Genomic DNA, 15,203 nt, shown 5'->3' on the forward strand with positions numbered 1-15,203 from the left:
TCCGGGACACCACCGCGGGCGCGGGCGGTCGCGGCCGCGTCGTCGGGTGCGGCGCCGGGGGCCTCGCGCCAGTAGAGGTTGGGGCAGATCGCGTCATGGCCCAGCTCGGCGAACCGTCGCACGATCTCCTTGGTGGCGCGGTCGTAGCCGGGCATGTGGTGGATGACCACGACCCCGCCCCGGGCCGGTGGATCCTCCGGACGGGCCAGGTAGGCCTCCACCTCGTGGCCCGCGTGACCGGTGATGCGGGTGGTCGCTGCCGTCATCGTGTCGCCCATGGGCCACGCTCCTTGCTCGTCGTGAGGCCGCCTGGTTACTTACCGTACGTCAACGATTGGCCGGTGATCATGTGCTGCGACGGTGTGGCGGGTGGCCCTGCTGGGCGTTGCTGGGGTGTTCTCATGGGGAGCCGGGGTGCCTGCCCGGGGCCGGGTCGCTGACCGAGACACCGACGAGCGCCTCGAGCAGCCGGCCGGCCTGCCCGGAGGAGATGATCGCGCCCTTGAGGGCCCGCAGGCCGTCCAGGTCGAGCGGGCCGAGGTCGGCTCCGCGCAGATCGGTCCCGGTGAGGTTGGCGCCGTAGAGGTCGGCGTTCAGCAGCACGCAGCCGTCCATCACCGCGCGCCGCACGTCGGCTCCGCGCAGCACGGCCTCGGTGAGCCGCAACCCGGTGAGGTCTTCGCCAGTCAGCGTGACCCCGGTGAGGTTGGCGGCATACAGGTTGCACTCGCGCACCTCGAAGCCCAGACCCTGGCTGCCCTCGAACTGGGCGCCCATCAGGCGGCACCCGGTGAAGGACGCCTCCGTCAGCAGGGCGCCGCCGAACCGGGCGTCGGAGGCGTCGACCCCGTCGAACACCGCCTCGGTGAGCTCGGCGTCCAGGAAGAGGGTCCCGCGTGCGCTCCCGCCGCGCCAGGTCGTCTCGTCCAGCGCGGCGCCGTTCAGGCGTGCGCCGTCGAGCGTGCAGTCGAGGAACTGGGTGCCGACCAGCTCGAGCCCGCGCAGGTCGGCGCCGGTCAGGTCGCACCGCGCCAGCCGCAGGTCGCCCGGCGCGGTCGTCCTGAGCTCGGGGCGCTCGCGCAGTGCGGTGCCCGGCAGCGTCAGGCCGGTCAGCGTCGTCCCGGGAGCGCGATCGGCCGAGGACGGCGGAGGGGTCTGCGGCATGAGGTGATGGTTCCACGCCGTTGCGACGCCGCGGCCACCTCGGGGGAGGGCGCCGGAGCCGAGCAGCGTGGTGGGAGACTGCCGGTGTGCCGACCACCACGAGGAACCGCCGATGAGCCCGGTCATCGACTGCACCAGCGACGCGGGGCGGGACGACGGTGTCGCCCAGGCCACCGAGGCCGTCCAGCGGGGAGAGCTGGTCGTGCTGCCCACTGACACCGTCTACGGCATCGGTGCGGACGCCTTCGACGCCGAGGCCGTGGCCGCGCTCCTCGCCGCCAAGGGACGCGGCCGTGAGATGCCGCCACCGGTCCTGGTGCCCAACCCGCGCACGGTCGACGGCCTCGCGACGGCAGTGCCGTCGTATGCCCGTGACCTCATCAAGGCCTTCTGGCCGGGCGCCCTGACCCTCGTGCTCAAGGCGCAGCGGTCGCTGATGTGGGACCTGGGTGAGACCAACGGCACCGTGGCGGTGCGGATGCCGCAGGACGACGTGGCGCTGACCCTCCTCGCCGAGGTGGGGCCGATGGCGGTCAGCAGCGCCAACGTCACGGGGCAGGCTGCGGCGCAGACGGTGACCGAGGCGGCTGCCATGCTCGGCTCGTCGGTCAGCGTCTACCTCGACGGCGGCCCGGCGCGCGGCACCGACGCCTCCACGATCCTGGACTGCACCAGGGAGAACCCGGTTGTCCTGCGCGTCGGCGCGATCTCCTCCGAGCGGTTGCGAGAGGTGCTCGGCGACGTGCTGCTGGACGACCCGTTCGAGATCGTCGACGAGCCGGAGAGCGAGCAGGTGGAAGAGGACGCCCCCGAGGCCGTCGACGAGGTCGTGGACGAGCCGGAGAGCGCGCGGGCGGACACGGAGGTCCCCGAGGCCGCGAACGAGGCGCCGGTATCCGCTTCCGACGAGGACCGGGAGACCCCCGGAGCCACCAGCGCCTAGCCATGGGTGAGGTCCGGGTCGGCATCTCAGGATGGCGCTACCGGGGCTGGCGCGGCACCTTTTACCCGCCGGGGCTGGTGCAACGGCTCGAGCTCGCCTACGCGTCCGAGCGGCTACGGGCGATCGAGATCAACGGCTCCTTCTACTCGCTGCAACGCCCCAGCAGCTACACCACCTGGCGGCAGCAGGTGCCGCCCGGTTTTCTCTTCGCGGTCAAGGGCGGCCGCTTCATCACGCACATGAAGAAGCTGGGCGGTGTCGAGACGGCACTCGCCAACTTCTTCGCGTCCGGCGTGCTCGCGCTGGGACCTACCCTCGGCCCGGTCCTCTGGCAGCTGCCGCCCAACCTGGGCTTCGACGCCTCCCGATTCCAGGCCTTCTTCGACCTGCTGCCGCGGTCGACGGCCGCCGCGGCCGTCCTCGCCGGCCGCCACGACGACAAGCTGTCCGACGACCGCGTCCTGGCGGCCACCGACGAAGACCGCCCGATCCGGCACGTCCTCGAGGTCCGGCACGACAGCCTCGCGACGCCTGCAGCGATGAATCTGTTGGAGCGCAACCAGATCGGCATCGTGGTGGCCGACACCGCCGGGCGCTGGCCGAGGATCGAGCAGGCGACGTCCGACCTGGTCTACATCCGGCTCCACGGCGCCGAGGAGCTCTACGTCAGCGGTTACACCGACGCGGCGCTCGACGACTGGGCGGCCAAGGTCCGGCGCTGGGTCGACAGCGGCCACGACGTGCACGTCTACTTCGACAACGATGCCAAGGTCCACGCGCCCTTCGACGCGATCGCGCTGGCCGACCGGCTCGGACTGCCCAGCGGCTCCCGTGGCCTCGGAGCGCAATAGAGTGGTCCCGCACGGAAGTGGAGATCACCTCGTCCCCCTCGGATACGGAGCGATGGCATGAGCACGGACCAGATCACCGACACGACGTTCTACGGCTCCGACTTCGGCCAGCTGCAGTCGGAGGATCCCGAGATCGCGGGCGTCCTGCTCTCCGAGCTCGAGCGCCTCCGCGGTGGCCTGCAGCTGATCGCCAGCGAGAACGAGACCAGCCCCGCGGTGCTCACCGCGCTCGGCTCGACGCTGTCCAACAAGTATGCCGAGGGCTACCCGGGGCGTCGTTACTACGGCGGCTGCGCGGAGGTCGACAAGGCCGAGAACCTGGCGATCGAACGCGCCAAGGCGCTCTTCGGGGCAGAACACGCCAACGTCCAGCCACACTCGGGCGCCAGTGCCAACCAGGCGGTCTACGGTGCGTTCCTGCAACCGGGTGACACCTACCTGGCCATGTCGCTGCCGCACGGTGGTCACCTCACCCACGGCGCCAAGGTGTCGTTCAGCGGCAAGTGGTTCAACGCCGTCCACTATGGGGTGGACAAGGACACCGAGGACATCGACTACGACCAGGTCCGTGACCTCGCCCGCGAGCACCGTCCCAAGATGATCGTCGCCGGTGGCTCGGCGATCCCGCGGCTGATCGACTTCCAGGCCTTCCGCGACATCGCCGACGAGATCGGCGCGATCTTCTGGGTCGACGCCGCCCACTTCATCGGTCTGGTGGCCGGCAAGGCCATCCCCAGCCCCGTCCCGTATGCCGATGTCGTCACCTTCACGACGCACAAGGTCCTGCGCGGTCCCCGCGGCGGGATGCTCGTCTGCAAGGAGCAACACGCCAAGGCGCTCGACAAGGCGGTCTTCCCGATGATGCAGGGTGGCCCGCTGATGCACTGCGTTGCCGCCAAGGCAGTCAACCTCAAGGAGTGCTCGACCCCCGCCTACCAGGCCTACGCCAAGCAGGTCGTGGTCAACGCTCGGCAGCTCGCGACCTCGTTGGGGGAGAACGGGATCCGGCCGATCACCGGCGGCACCGACACCCACCTGTCGCTGCACGACCTGCAGGGAGTGGGCGTGACCGGCGCCGATGCCGAGAAGCGTGCCGACGCTGCAGGCATCGTGCTCAACAAGAACGCCATCCCGTTCGACCCGCAAAAGCCCAACATCGCCTCCGGTATCCGCGTCGGGACCCCGTGCGTCACGACTCAGGGCATGGACCAGGGCGACATGGTGACGATCGCGGGCCTCATCCACCGCGCCGTGACCGAGACCGACGGCGACCCCGACCACGCCACGGCCAAGGAGATCCGCGCACAGGTGAGCGAGCTCGTGGCCAGCCACCCGGCATACCCTCGGAGCTGAGCGGAGCCCTCCCGCAGGGCTCGCGTGACCTGACCTGACCAGCGAGGGGTTGATCCGTGCGGGAGTACCTCCTGATCTTCGTCGTGGCGGCGGCCATGACGTACGCCTCGACCCCTCTGGTCCGTCGCGTCGCCATCCGGCTCGGTGCCTTCACCGCGGTGCGAGCGCGGGACGTGCACGCGACCCCCATCCCCCGGCTCGGGGGATTGGGCATGCTCTTCGGGTTCGCGGCTGCCGTCCTGGTCGCCAGCCAGCTGCCGTTCCTGTCCCAGCTGTTCGTCACGAACGAGATCCTCGGCGTGCTCGCCGGTGGTGCGGTGATCTGCCTGCTGGGGGCGGTCGACGACGTGTGGGAGCTCGACTGGCTGACCAAGATCGCGGGCCAGATGATCGCCGCGGGCATCATGGCCTTCGGCGGCGTCCAGCTGCTGTCGCTGCCGCTCGGCGGGGTGACCGTCCTGCCGGCGCCGATCCTGGTGACCCTCACCATCATCATCGTCGTGATCTCGACGAACGCGGTGAACCTCGTCGACGGGCTGGACGGCCTGGCGGCCGGCATCGTCGGCATCTCCGCCCTCGCGTTCTTCGCCTGGTCCTACCTGTTGTCGCGCACCTACGACCCGCCGAACGTCTTCTCGACGGCGACCTTCATCACGGCCGCGATCATCGGGTGCTGCATCGGCTTCCTGCCGCACAACTTCCATCCCGCTCGGCTGTTCATGGGCGACGCGGGGGCCCTCCTGCTCGGCCTCCTGCTCGCCGCCGCCACGATCTCGATGACGGGCACGATCGACCCGTCGACCAACGTGGGCGCCACCTCCTCCACCGCGGCCTACCTGCTGCCGATCGTGCTCCCGCTGGCGATCCTGGCGCTGCCGCTGCTGGACGGGATGCTCGCGGTGATCCGCCGGCTGCGGGCCGGGCAGAAGCCCTGGCAGCCGGACGCGCTGCACCTGCACCACCGGATGCTCGCGATCGGGCACACCCACCGCCGCGCGGTGCTGCTGCTCTACCTGTGGTCGGGCATCGTCGCCATGGGGGCCGTCTCGTTCGCCTTCGTGACCGGCTGGGTGGTCTTCGTGGCCATCGGCGTGCTGGTCGTGGCCGCCCTGGCACTCACCCTGGGACTGCCGAAGTGGCATCCGAGCGAGCGCTTGTGATAACTTTCACAAGCGTTCGAAAAAGCCCTTCGGTCGGACGCCGACCAGCGGCCCGACGACTCCGACTGATTGAGTGCAGACCGTGACCAGAACATCCGCAGGCTCCACCACTGCCGCTCCGGCAGCCCCCTTCGCGGCCATGCTGCGTGGTGCCTTCGTGCCCAGCGTGATCGCCTCGGTGGTCACCGTCGTGGTCTTTTGGGTGCTGCGGGACCTGCGGGGCGCGGAGGGCGCGCTCTTCGGCGCGGCGATCGCCCTGGTCTTCTTCGGGGTCGGCCTCAAGCTCATGACGATGATGGTCAACGCGAACCCGATCTCGGTGTTCGCGGGCGCGATGGCGGTCTACCTCGGCCAGGTCATCTTCATGGGGATCATCATCATCGCCATGCGCGACGTGACCTGGCTGGACGGCCTCGCGTGCGGCATCACGATCCTGGTCGTCACGCTGGTCTGGCAGGTCTTCCAGGCGCGCGCCTACCTGCGGATGCGACAGACGGTGTATGACGAGCCCGCAGCAGCGGACGCGGCCGGCCCCTCTCGTGAGGAGGCCTGATGCGGTTCGTGCGAGGAGGACACCATGAGCGACCAGGGACCCCCGAAGCCGCCCGGGGAGGAGCCCGAGCGACCGGGACCGCCGGACCCCGACGCGGGCTACCCCGGGATGGAGCCGACCCGCGAGATCGACGCGCTGGCGCTGGTCATCTCCGGGCCCGTCGTCTTCGGCGGGATCGGCTGGCTGCTCGACCACTTCCTGCACACCGCGTTCCTGCTGCCCGTCGGGGTGGTCGGGGGGATGGTGCTGGCGCTCTACCTGATCTGGGTCCGGTACAGTACGCACTGACTTTGCGGGAGCACGCGCGCGTGTGCCACGTTGGTGGCCGCGTTCCGATCCTTCCCCTGCCGGTCGCCCGCCCCCTGTGTCCAACGACGAACATCGAGGAGACTTCGTGAGCATCACCATGCTCGCCCCGACCGGCGTCCTGCTCGCCTCGGGCGGGGGAGAAGGATTTGAGCCGCCGGGCCCCCAGGACTTCTGGCAGCCGCTGATCGGCTCCGGCACCTGGGCGTTCACCCGGCCGATGCTGCTGTGGATCATCTCGGTCGTCGCCCTGTCGTGGTGGTTCATCGCCACCACGCGCAAGGCGGCGATCGTGCCCGGCAAGGGCCAGTTCCTCACCGAGATGTTCTACAACACGACTCGCAACGGCATCGCCCGGGACATGATCGGCAGCAAGGAGTTCCTCAAGTACGTCCCGTTCCTGTTCTCCCTGTTCGCGATCCTGCTGGTCAACAACCTGTTCGGGGTCATCCCGCCGTTCCAGTTCCCCACGATCAGCCGGATCGGCTTCCCGATCGCGCTGACCGCGATCGTCTACGTCATCTACCACTACATCGGGATCAAGAAGCACGGGCTCAGGGGCTACTTCGGATCCTTCGTGCCGAGCGGCCTGCCGGCCTGGATCGTGCCGATGGTCCTGGTGCTGGAGACCTTCTCCTTCTTCGTGACCCGCCCGCTCACGCTGGCGATGCGAATCTTCGGCAACATGCTGGCCGGCCACATGCTGCTGCTGGTCTTCATCACCGGTGGCGAGTACATGCTGCTGCACGGGGGGATCGGCCTGAAGGTCATCTCCGTGCCGACCTTCCTGCTCGCCTTCATCATGACCGTGTTCGAGGCCCTGATCGAGGTCGTTCAGGCCTACATCTTCACCCTGCTCGCCGCGTCCTACATCGCCACCTCGCTGGCCGACGAGCACTGAGACCGCTCCCGGCCACCCGGTCGGCTGCCACACAACTTCATAGCCCCAACCAGAGACCTCCGTTCGACGCCGTGTCGCGCGGAACGCCCCCAGAAAGAGGACGACACTCATGACCGGCAACATCGCCATCATCGGTTACGGCCTGTCCGCCATCGGTCCCGGCATCGGCATCGGCCTGATCTTCGCCGCCTTCATCAACGGCGTCGCGCGCCAGCCCGAGGCCCGCGGCATGCTGCAGTCGATCGCCATCCTCGGCTTCGCCTTCGCCGAGGCCCTCGCCATCTTCGGTCTGGTGCTCTACTTCATCTCCTGACCACCGCTCTTCCGACAGCAACGGCACCACAGCACTAGGAGAATCTCGTGCACGCACTCGCCAGCGTTCCCGCGCTCGCGCCGGCCAGCGACATGGCGAACGCCTCGCCGATCCTGCCGGCCTGGGGTGAGCTCATCGTCGGGTTCGTCTTCTTCGGCATCTTCTACTGGGCCGTCAAGAAGTACGTCGTGCCCAATCTCGAGAAGGCCTACGCCGACCGCACGGCCGCCATCGAGGGCGGCATGCACAAGGCGGAGGAGGCCCAGCAGGAGGCCCAGGCTGCCCTCGAGCAGTACCAGGCACAGCTGGCGGAGGCCAGGTCGGAGGCCGCACGCATCCGCGAGGAGGCGCGCGAGCAGGGCGCCAACATCCTGACCGAGATGCGGGCCCAGGCCCAGACCGAGGCCACCCGCATCACCGAGTCGGCGAAGAAGCAGATCGAGGCCGAGCGCCAGCAGGCGATCGTGTCGCTGCGTGGAGAGGTGGGCCGGATCTCGACCGACCTGGCCAGCCGCATCGTGGGTGAGTCGCTGCACGACGAGGCCCGCCAGAAGGGGATCGTCGACCGGTTCCTGGCCGAGTTGGAGTCGGGGGACGTCAAGCCCGAGGCCGTCGGAGCCGTGCCGGCCGAGGAGTCCTGATGCAGGGTTCATCGCGAGGGGCAGCGGCGGCAGCGCGCAAGGCGCTGGCCGAGACCCTGCAGCAGCCGGGCGTGGACTGGTCGGTCCTGGCCGAGGAGCTGTTCGCCGTCACCGGCGCCCTCGACTCGAGTGCCGCGCTGCGTCGGGCGCTTGCGGACCCGTCGCGCGAGCCGCAGGTCAAGCGCGACCTTGCCGCCCGCCTCTTCGGCGGCAAGGTCGGGGAGGCCACCGGCAACCTGGTCGGGGTCGCGGTCTCCGGTCGCTGGTCGTCCGAGCGTGACCTGTCCGACACGACCGAGGAGCTCGCGGTCGAGACGGTCATGGCAATGGCCGAGGCAGGCGGTCGCCTCGACTCCGTCGAGGACGAGCTCTTCCGCTTCGGACGGGTGGTGGCCGGCAACCCCGGCCTGCGCGACGCGCTGACCGACCGGCACGCCGGCCGCACCGCCAAGGCGCAGCTGGTCAGCTCGTTGCTGGAGGGGAAGGCCAGTGACGAGACCGTGCGACTCGCGCGCCAGGCGGTGCTCGCACCGCGGGGTCGCCGGTTCGACCGGGTCCTCGAGTCCTACCTGGCCATCGCCGCCCGTCGCCGCGAGCAGCTGACCGCCACGATCATCTCCGCCGCGCCGCTCGACGACGCACAGCGTGACCGCCTGACGGCGGCGCTGTCGTCGATGTACGAGAAGCAGGTGCTGGCCAACGTCATCGTGGACCCCGAGGTCCTCGGCGGGCTGCGGATCCAGATCGGCGACGAGGTCGTCGACGGCACGATTGCCCGCCGGCTCGACGAGGCCAAGCGCAAACTCATCGGCTGACCGCGGCTGACGGAAAACGCACCACGACCGACCACACGGCATACCGACTTCCACCCCAGGCAGCAGAGCAGCAGAGCAGCACACCACCCACAGCTTCGGTCCGGACAAGAACGGGCCGCACACGAGGAGAAGATGATGACGGAGCTCACGATCCGTCCGGAGGAGATCCGGGACGCACTGAACGACTTCGTTCAGTCCTACGAGCCCGGCGCGGCCTCCCGCGAAGAGGTCGGCCGAGTGACCGACGCCGGTGACGGCATCGCCCACGTCGAGGGTCTGCCGTCGTGCATGACCAACGAGCTGCTCGAGTTCGAGGACGGGACCCTGGGTCTCGCGCTCAACCTCGACGTCCACGAGATCGGCGTCGTGGTGCTCGGTGCCTTCGACGACATCGAGGAGGGCCAGGAGGTCAAGCGCACCGGCGAGGTCCTCTCCGCGCCCGTCGGTGACGCCTTCATGGGTCGCGTGGTGGACCCGCTCGGCCACCCGATCGACGGCCTCGGCGACATCGAGGCCGAGACCCGCCGCGCCCTGGAGCTGCAGGCTCCCGGCGTCATGGCACGCAAGTCAGTGCACGAGCCGCTGCAGACCGGCATCAAGGCCATCGACTCGATGATCCCGATCGGCCGGGGCCAGCGGCAGCTGATCATCGGCGACCGCCAGACCGGCAAGACCACCGTCGCGGTCGACACGATCATCAACCAGAAGGAGAACTGGAACTCCGGCGACCCGGACAGGCAGGTCCGCTGCATCTACGTCGCGATCGGCCAGAAGAACTCGACCATCGCCTCGGTGCGCGGTGACCTCGAGGCCGCCGGTGCCCTGGAGTACACGACGATCGTCGCCGCCCCGGCGTCCGACTCGGCCGGCTTCAAGTACCTCGCACCCTACACCGGTTCGGCCATCGGCCAGCACTGGATGTACCAGGGCAAGCACGTCCTCATCGTCTTCGACGACCTGTCCAAGCAGGCCGAGGCCTATCGCGCCGTCTCCCTGCTGCTGCGTCGTCCGCCGGGCCGCGAGGCCTACCCCGGTGACGTCTTCTACCTGCACTCCCGTCTGCTCGAGCGCTGCGCCAAGCTCTCTGACGAGCTGGGAGCCGGCTCGATGACCGGGCTGCCGATCATCGAGACCAAGGCGGGCGACGTGTCGGCCTACATCCCGACCAACGTCATCTCGATCACCGACGGCCAGATCTACCTGCAGGCCGACCTGTTCAACTCCAACGTGCGCCCCGCCATCGACGTGGGTGTGTCCGTCTCGCGAGTCGGTGGCGACGCCCAGATCAAGGCGATGAAGCAGGTCTCCGGCCGGCTCAAGCTCGACCTGGCGCAGTTCCGCGCGATGGAGGCGTTCGCGATGTTCGCGTCCGACCTCGATGCCGCGTCCCGCAACCAGCTCGAGCGGGGCGCCCGCCTGGTCGAGCTGCTCAAGCAGCCGCAGGCCTCGCCGCTCAAGGTCGAGGAGGAGGTCGTCGTGATCTGGACCGGCACCACCGGTCACCTCGACGACCTGGCCGTGGAGGACGTCAGCCGGTTCGAGGCAGAGTTCCTCGACTTCATCCGTCGCGAGAAGTCGGGCATCTACGACTCCATCCGCGAGACGAAGAAGCTCGAGGACGACACGGAGAAGTCGCTCGAGGAGGCCATCGCCTCCTTCAAGGAGCAGTTCGTGGCGGCCGAGGACGGCGGCGTCCAGGCCGGTTCGGAGCAGCACGACGAGATGACCGAGGACCAGATCGACCAGGCCCAGATCGTCAAGCAGCAGCGCTGATCCACCGGTCCACAGCCAGTTCTGACACGCTAGAAGCAAGGAGAGGCGGAAGCCCATGGGAGCGCAGATTCGCGTCTACCGGGAGCGCATCAAGTCCGTCGGGTCGATCAAGAAGATCACGCGCGCGATGGAGTTGGTCGCGGCATCCCGGGTGACCAAGGCGCGCCAGTACGTCGCCGAGTCCACGCCATACGCCCTGGCCCTCACTCGTGCGGTGTCCGCGGTGGCCACCTTCTCCGACGTCGACCACCCGCTCACCACCGAGCGGCCGGACGTCAAGCGGGCCGGCGTGGTCATCATGACCAGCGACCGCGGTCTGGCCGGGGCCTACTCGGTCTCGGCGATCAAGGAGAGCGCCGAGCTGATCGCCAAGCTCAAGAGCGAGGGCAAGGAGGTCGTCCCCTACCTCGTCGGTCGCAAGGCGGTCAGCTACTACAAGTTCCGCAAGCGGGAGTATGCCGCGGATTGGACCGGCTTCACCGACCGCCCGACGTTCGACGCGGCCCGCGAGATCGGCGAGCGGGTCACAGGCGACTTCATCGCCGGCTCCGAGGAGGGTGGGGTGGACGAGCTCCACGTCGTCTTCACCCGGTTCAAGAGCATGGTCACGCAGGAGCCGACGGTCGTGCGGCTGCTGCCGCTGGAGGTCGTCGAGGGCACGGAGGCGCCGGCGCCCGACGAGGTGCTGCCGCTCTACGAGTTCGAGCCGAACGCCTCCGAGGTGCTCGACGCGCTGCTGCCGAAGTACGTCACCTCGCGGTTGTTCAACGCGTTGCTGCAGTCGGCGGCCTCCGAGCTGGCCGCGCGCCAGCGCGCGATGAAGTCGGCGACGGACAACGCCGAGGAGCTCATCAAGACCTACACCCGGCTGGCCAACCAGGCCCGTCAGGCCGAGATCACCCAAGAGATCAGCGAAATCGTGGGCGGCGCCAGCGCCCTCGCGGACGCCAAGTAAGAAGGACACAACATGACTGCCACAGTGACCGAGAACTCCCCGGGCGCAGCCCCGAGCGAGGGCGGCGTCGGCCGGGTCTCGCGCATCATCGGCCCGGTCGTCGACGTGGAGTTCCCCGTCGACGCCATGCCGGAGCAGTACAACCTGCTCACCACCGAGGTCGAGCTCGGGGGCGAGAAGCACCTCCTGAACCTCGAGGTCGCCCAGCACATCGGTGACAACATGGTCCGTGCCGTCTCGCTGCAGCCGACCGATGGTGTCGTCCGCGGCGCACCCGTGCAGGACACCGGCGGGCCGATCTCCGTGCCCGTGGGTGACGGCACCCTGGGCCATGTGTTCAACGCGACCGGCCACTGCCTCGACACCGACGAGCCGCTGGACATCAAGGAGCGCTGGGGCATCCACCGCAAGGCCCCGGCCTTCGACCAGCTCGAGTCCAAGACGAGCATGTTCGAGACCGGCATCAAGGTCATCGACCTGCTGACCCCCTACGTCAACGGCGGCAAGATCGGCCTGTTCGGCGGTGCCGGCGTGGGCAAGACGGTGCTCATCCAGGAGATGATCGCCCGCGTCGCCAAGGACCACGGTGGTGTGTCGGTGTTCGCCGGCGTCGGCGAGCGGACCCGCGAGGGCAACGACCTCATCAAGGAGATGGAGGAGGCAGGCGTCCTCGGCCAGACCGCCCTCGTCTTCGGCCAGATGGACGAGCCTCCGGGCACGCGTCTTCGTGTCGCGCTGTCGGCCCTGACCATGGCCGAGTACTTCCGCGACGTCCAGAACCAGGACGTGCTGCTGTTCATCGACAACATCTTCCGGTTCACCCAGGCCGGCTCCGAGGTCTCCACGCTGCTCGGACGTATGCCGTCCGCGGTCGGCTACCAGCCGACCCTGGCCGACGAGATGGGCGTGCTGCAGGAGCGGATCACCTCGACGCGTGGCCACTCCATCACCTCGATGCAGGCGATCTACGTGCCCGCGGACGACTACACCGACCCGGCGCCGGCGAGCGTGTTCGCCCACCTCGACGCGACCACGGAGCTGTCGCGTGACATCGCGTCGATGGGCATCTACCCGGCCGTGGACCCGCTGACCTCCACGTCGCGCATCCTGGACCCGCGCTACATCAGCAAGGAGCACTACGACACCGCGGTGCGGATCAAGTCGATCCTGCAGCGCAACAAGGAGCTGCAGGACATCATCGCGATCCTCGGTATCGACGAGCTCCCCGAGGAGGACAAGGTCCTGGTCAACCGGGCCCGCCGGATCCAGCGGTTCCTGTCGCAGAACACCTACGTCGCCAAGCAGTTCACCGGCATCGAGGGCTCGACGGTCCCGCTGTCGGAGACGATCGAGGGCTTCACCAAGATCGCGGACGGCGACTACGACCACGTGCCCGAGCAGGCGTTCTTCATGTGCGGTGGCCTCGAGGACGTCGAGCGCCAGGCCGCGGAGCTCGAGAAGGACTGATCCCGTGCCGAAGGCCGGTCACCCAGCGGGTGGCCGGCCTTCCGCCAACCCGGTCGTGGTCAGAGCGGGCGGCAACTGCCGATAGACTGGCTGAATACGTTTCGAGCGGAGGAATCTCCTGTGAGTGAGTTGCACGTCGAGCTGGTCGCCGCCGACCGCAAGGTCTGGGAGGGCGACGCGGCCAAGGTGAGCGCACGCAGCGTCGACGGGGACCTCGGAATCCTGCCGGGGCACACTCCGCTCCTGGGCGTCCTCGTCACCGGCGACATCCGGATCGACACCACGGGCGGGCAGCGCCAGAGCGTCACCATCGACAGTGGGTTCCTGTCGGTCGACCACGACCGCGTGACCGTCGTTGCCGAGACCGTCGACACCTCCTCGTTCTCCGGTTGAGGTCACGATGCTGCCGGACGTGCTCCTCTCCGCTGAGGTGCTCGTCGGCGCGCTCGTCGTGCTGCTCCTGCTCTTCCTGGTCCTGACCTTCCTGCGCCGCCGCGCCATCGGCCGCGGCAAGCCCTTGGTGCTGTGCGCTGTCCGCCTGCCCGGTGAGAGCCGTTGGAAGGTCGGGATGGCGCGCTACGGCACGACCCGGCTGGACTGGTTTCGCCTCGGTGGCTTCACGGTCCGGGCCCGCGCCCAGTGGGCCAGGGCCGAGCTGCAGCTCGACACACCGCACGGCCTCCAGGGGCGTGAGCGGATCGGCCTGATCCCCGACGCGGTGGGGGTCGCGTGCCGGTACCGCGGCCGTTCCTTCGAGGTCGCGCTCGCTCCCGGTGCCTACACCGCGTTGCGGGCGTGGGTGGAGTCGTCACCGCCCGGCCTCAACGTCAACGTCGCCTGACCATCCCGCCCAGCGGACCCGGAATCATTGCGAGGTTCCGGCCACTGACAGGGCACCGAACCTCGCGAAGATTCCTCACGGAGGTGAGGGTGTCTTGCGTTCGGTCAGGAGCGCTTCTTGTCGGGAGCCTGCTCGCGGCCGCCGCCCGGCACCCAGAGCACGTCACCGCCCGCGTCCACGTTGGCCACCCGGCCGAGGATGAACAGCAGGTCGGACAGCCGGTTGAGGTACTTCGCCGTCAGGGGGTTCACCCCGCCCACGCCGCGCTGCTTCTCACCCTCGGGCGGAGCGGCAGCCGGCTGATCGCCATACGCCTCCAGTGCCTGCCAGGTGGCGCGCTCGGCGCGCCGCGTGACGGTGCGGGCCACGTGCAGATAAGCGGCGCCGGGGGTGCCGCCGGGCAGGATGAAGGAGCGCAGCTTGTCGAGCTCCTCGTTGTAGCGGTCGCAGTCGGCCTCGAGCTCGTCGACCCACTCCGCCTGCACCCGCAGGGGTGGGTGGTCGTAGGAGGCCGCGAGGGGCGTGCACAGGTCGGCTCCGACGTCGAACAGGTCGTTCTGGACCCGCCGCAGCGTCGTGCGGACGTCCTCGCGCAGTTCACCGCAGGTCACGGCGACGCCGATCGCGGTGTTGGCCTCGTCGGTGTCGGCGTAGGCCACCAGTCGCGGATCGGTCTTGCTGGTGCGGCTGAAGTCGCCCAACGCGGTGGTGCCGTCGTCGCCGGTGCGGGTGTAGATGCGGTTGAGGATGACCATGCCTGATGCTCCCAGACCTGCCCGAGCGCCTCGTCGCAGGGGCGGACGAGGGCATGTGACGTGATTGTTACCTCGGCTTGCCCAACCTTTTGCCGTCCGTGGGAGTCAATAGTCATGACCCGGTTCGGCGGACGAAGGGGATCGTGATGGCTCACACCGCAGGGGTGCCGCAGCCGGCCGATGTGGCGGAGGACTCGCCCGGCAGGATCGTGACGGTCACGGGCCGGCTCGACGTGCGCACCGTGGCCGACGTCCGGATCGCGTTGCACGACATCGTCGACCGCGGCGAGGGCGACCTGCTCATCCACCTCGCGGGCGCGGAGGTCTGTGACGCGACGGGTCTGGGCGTCATCGTGGGCGTGCACCACCGTGCCCGCCGCGCGGGGCGCCGCCTGGTCATCGCGTCACAGAC

General features: G+C 69.1%; 19 protein-coding genes. 16 read left to right on the forward strand and 3 right to left on the reverse strand.

Annotation, left to right across the window (positions count from 1 at the left end; all coding sequences use genetic code 11):
- Together FRW57_RS07990 and FRW57_RS07995 are read right to left on the reverse strand one after the other, a co-directional pair.
- Positions 1-278: dienelactone hydrolase family protein (locus tag FRW57_RS07990; RefSeq protein ID WP_203230255.1), on the reverse strand; the 278-nt coding region annotated here is incomplete at its 3' end.
- 121 nt (positions 279-399) lie between these two features.
- On the reverse strand, positions 400-1,290 hold the full coding sequence (locus tag FRW57_RS07995; protein WP_137122889.1) for a pentapeptide repeat-containing protein: 891 nt from the start codon (positions 1,288-1,290) through the stop codon (positions 400-402).
- On the opposite strand from FRW57_RS07995, the gene FRW57_RS08000 reads away from it, so the two are divergent.
- The 15 genes from FRW57_RS08000 to FRW57_RS08070 all read left to right on the forward strand — a co-directional run bounded on the left by FRW57_RS08000 (position 1,277) and on the right by FRW57_RS08070 (position 14,036).
- Positions 1,277-2,107, forward strand: a complete 831-nt coding sequence (locus FRW57_RS08000; RefSeq protein WP_137122890.1) for an L-threonylcarbamoyladenylate synthase — start codon at positions 1,277-1,279, stop codon at positions 2,105-2,107. The genes FRW57_RS07995 and FRW57_RS08000 overlap by 14 nt on opposite strands.
- A 2-nt stretch (positions 2,108-2,109) precedes the next feature.
- Positions 2,110-2,958: a DUF72 domain-containing protein gene (locus FRW57_RS08005; RefSeq protein WP_152185760.1), complete on the forward strand. Its 849-nt coding sequence runs from the start codon at positions 2,110-2,112 to the stop codon at positions 2,956-2,958.
- Between the two features lie 57 nt (positions 2,959-3,015).
- Positions 3,016-4,311, forward strand: a complete 1,296-nt coding sequence (locus tag FRW57_RS08010) for a serine hydroxymethyltransferase (RefSeq protein WP_137122892.1) — start codon at positions 3,016-3,018, stop codon at positions 4,309-4,311.
- A 56-nt stretch (positions 4,312-4,367) separates the two neighbouring features.
- On the forward strand, positions 4,368-5,471 hold the full coding sequence (locus FRW57_RS08015) for a glycosyltransferase family 4 protein (protein ID WP_137122893.1): 1,104 nt from the start codon (positions 4,368-4,370) through the stop codon (positions 5,469-5,471).
- 82 nt (positions 5,472-5,553) lie between these two features.
- Complete coding sequence (locus tag FRW57_RS08020) at positions 5,554-6,024, forward strand: Cg1360 family ATP-synthase-associated protein (protein ID WP_137122894.1); 471 nt, start codon at positions 5,554-5,556, stop codon at positions 6,022-6,024.
- Between the two features lie 24 nt (positions 6,025-6,048).
- Entirely contained in the window at positions 6,049-6,312 is a 264-nt protein-coding gene (locus FRW57_RS08025) for a hypothetical protein (protein WP_202911660.1), read from the forward strand.
- A gap of 106 nt (positions 6,313-6,418) precedes the next feature.
- The gene (gene atpB / locus FRW57_RS08030; RefSeq protein WP_238384816.1) at positions 6,419-7,231 is read left to right on the forward strand and encodes a F0F1 ATP synthase subunit A; all 813 of its coding nucleotides are present in this window, start codon (positions 6,419-6,421) and stop codon (positions 7,229-7,231) included.
- Positions 7,232-7,340: 109 nt separating this feature from the next.
- Positions 7,341-7,544 (forward strand): ATP synthase F0 subunit C, encoded by a 204-nt coding sequence (atpE, locus tag FRW57_RS08035; RefSeq protein WP_137122895.1) that lies wholly within the window; start codon positions 7,341-7,343, stop codon positions 7,542-7,544.
- Between the two features lie 92 nt (positions 7,545-7,636).
- Positions 7,637-8,185: a F0F1 ATP synthase subunit B gene (locus tag FRW57_RS08040; protein WP_137122915.1), complete on the forward strand. Its 549-nt coding sequence runs from the start codon at positions 7,637-7,639 to the stop codon at positions 8,183-8,185.
- Positions 8,185-9,000: a F0F1 ATP synthase subunit delta gene (locus FRW57_RS08045; protein ID WP_137122896.1), complete on the forward strand. Its 816-nt coding sequence runs from the start codon at positions 8,185-8,187 to the stop codon at positions 8,998-9,000. The genes FRW57_RS08040 and FRW57_RS08045 overlap by 1 nt, the downstream gene beginning before the upstream one ends.
- Positions 9,001-9,135: 135 nt before the next feature.
- Entirely contained in the window at positions 9,136-10,773 is a 1,638-nt protein-coding gene (gene atpA / locus FRW57_RS08050; RefSeq protein ID WP_152185761.1) for a F0F1 ATP synthase subunit alpha, read from the forward strand.
- A gap of 55 nt (positions 10,774-10,828) precedes the next feature.
- The gene (locus FRW57_RS08055) at positions 10,829-11,728 is read left to right on the forward strand and encodes a F0F1 ATP synthase subunit gamma (RefSeq protein WP_137122898.1); all 900 of its coding nucleotides are present in this window, start codon (positions 10,829-10,831) and stop codon (positions 11,726-11,728) included.
- A 12-nt stretch (positions 11,729-11,740) separates the two neighbouring features.
- The gene (atpD, locus tag FRW57_RS08060; RefSeq protein ID WP_137122899.1) at positions 11,741-13,195 is read left to right on the forward strand and encodes a F0F1 ATP synthase subunit beta; all 1,455 of its coding nucleotides are present in this window, start codon (positions 11,741-11,743) and stop codon (positions 13,193-13,195) included.
- Positions 13,196-13,315: 120 nt separating this feature from the next.
- Positions 13,316-13,588, forward strand: coding sequence for a F0F1 ATP synthase subunit epsilon (locus tag FRW57_RS08065; protein ID WP_137122900.1), 273 nt, complete (start codon positions 13,316-13,318; stop codon positions 13,586-13,588).
- 19 nt (positions 13,589-13,607) lie between these two features.
- Entirely contained in the window at positions 13,608-14,036 is a 429-nt protein-coding gene (locus tag FRW57_RS08070) for a DUF2550 family protein (RefSeq protein WP_162308252.1), read from the forward strand.
- Positions 14,037-14,140: 104 nt separating this feature from the next.
- Here the strand turns inward: FRW57_RS08070 and FRW57_RS08075 are convergent, their stop codons facing one another.
- Complete coding sequence (locus FRW57_RS08075; RefSeq protein WP_137122902.1) at positions 14,141-14,791, reverse strand: cob(I)yrinic acid a,c-diamide adenosyltransferase; 651 nt, start codon at positions 14,789-14,791, stop codon at positions 14,141-14,143.
- Between the two features lie 146 nt (positions 14,792-14,937).
- Between FRW57_RS08075 and FRW57_RS08080 the strand changes: the two genes are divergently transcribed.
- On the forward strand, positions 14,938-15,203 hold a 266-nt coding region (locus FRW57_RS08080; RefSeq protein ID WP_152185762.1), incomplete at its 3' end, for an STAS domain-containing protein.

The organism is Segeticoccus rhizosphaerae, from assembly GCF_009192725.1.
Lineage (GTDB): Bacteria > Actinomycetota > Actinomycetes > Actinomycetales > Dermatophilaceae > Segeticoccus > Segeticoccus rhizosphaerae.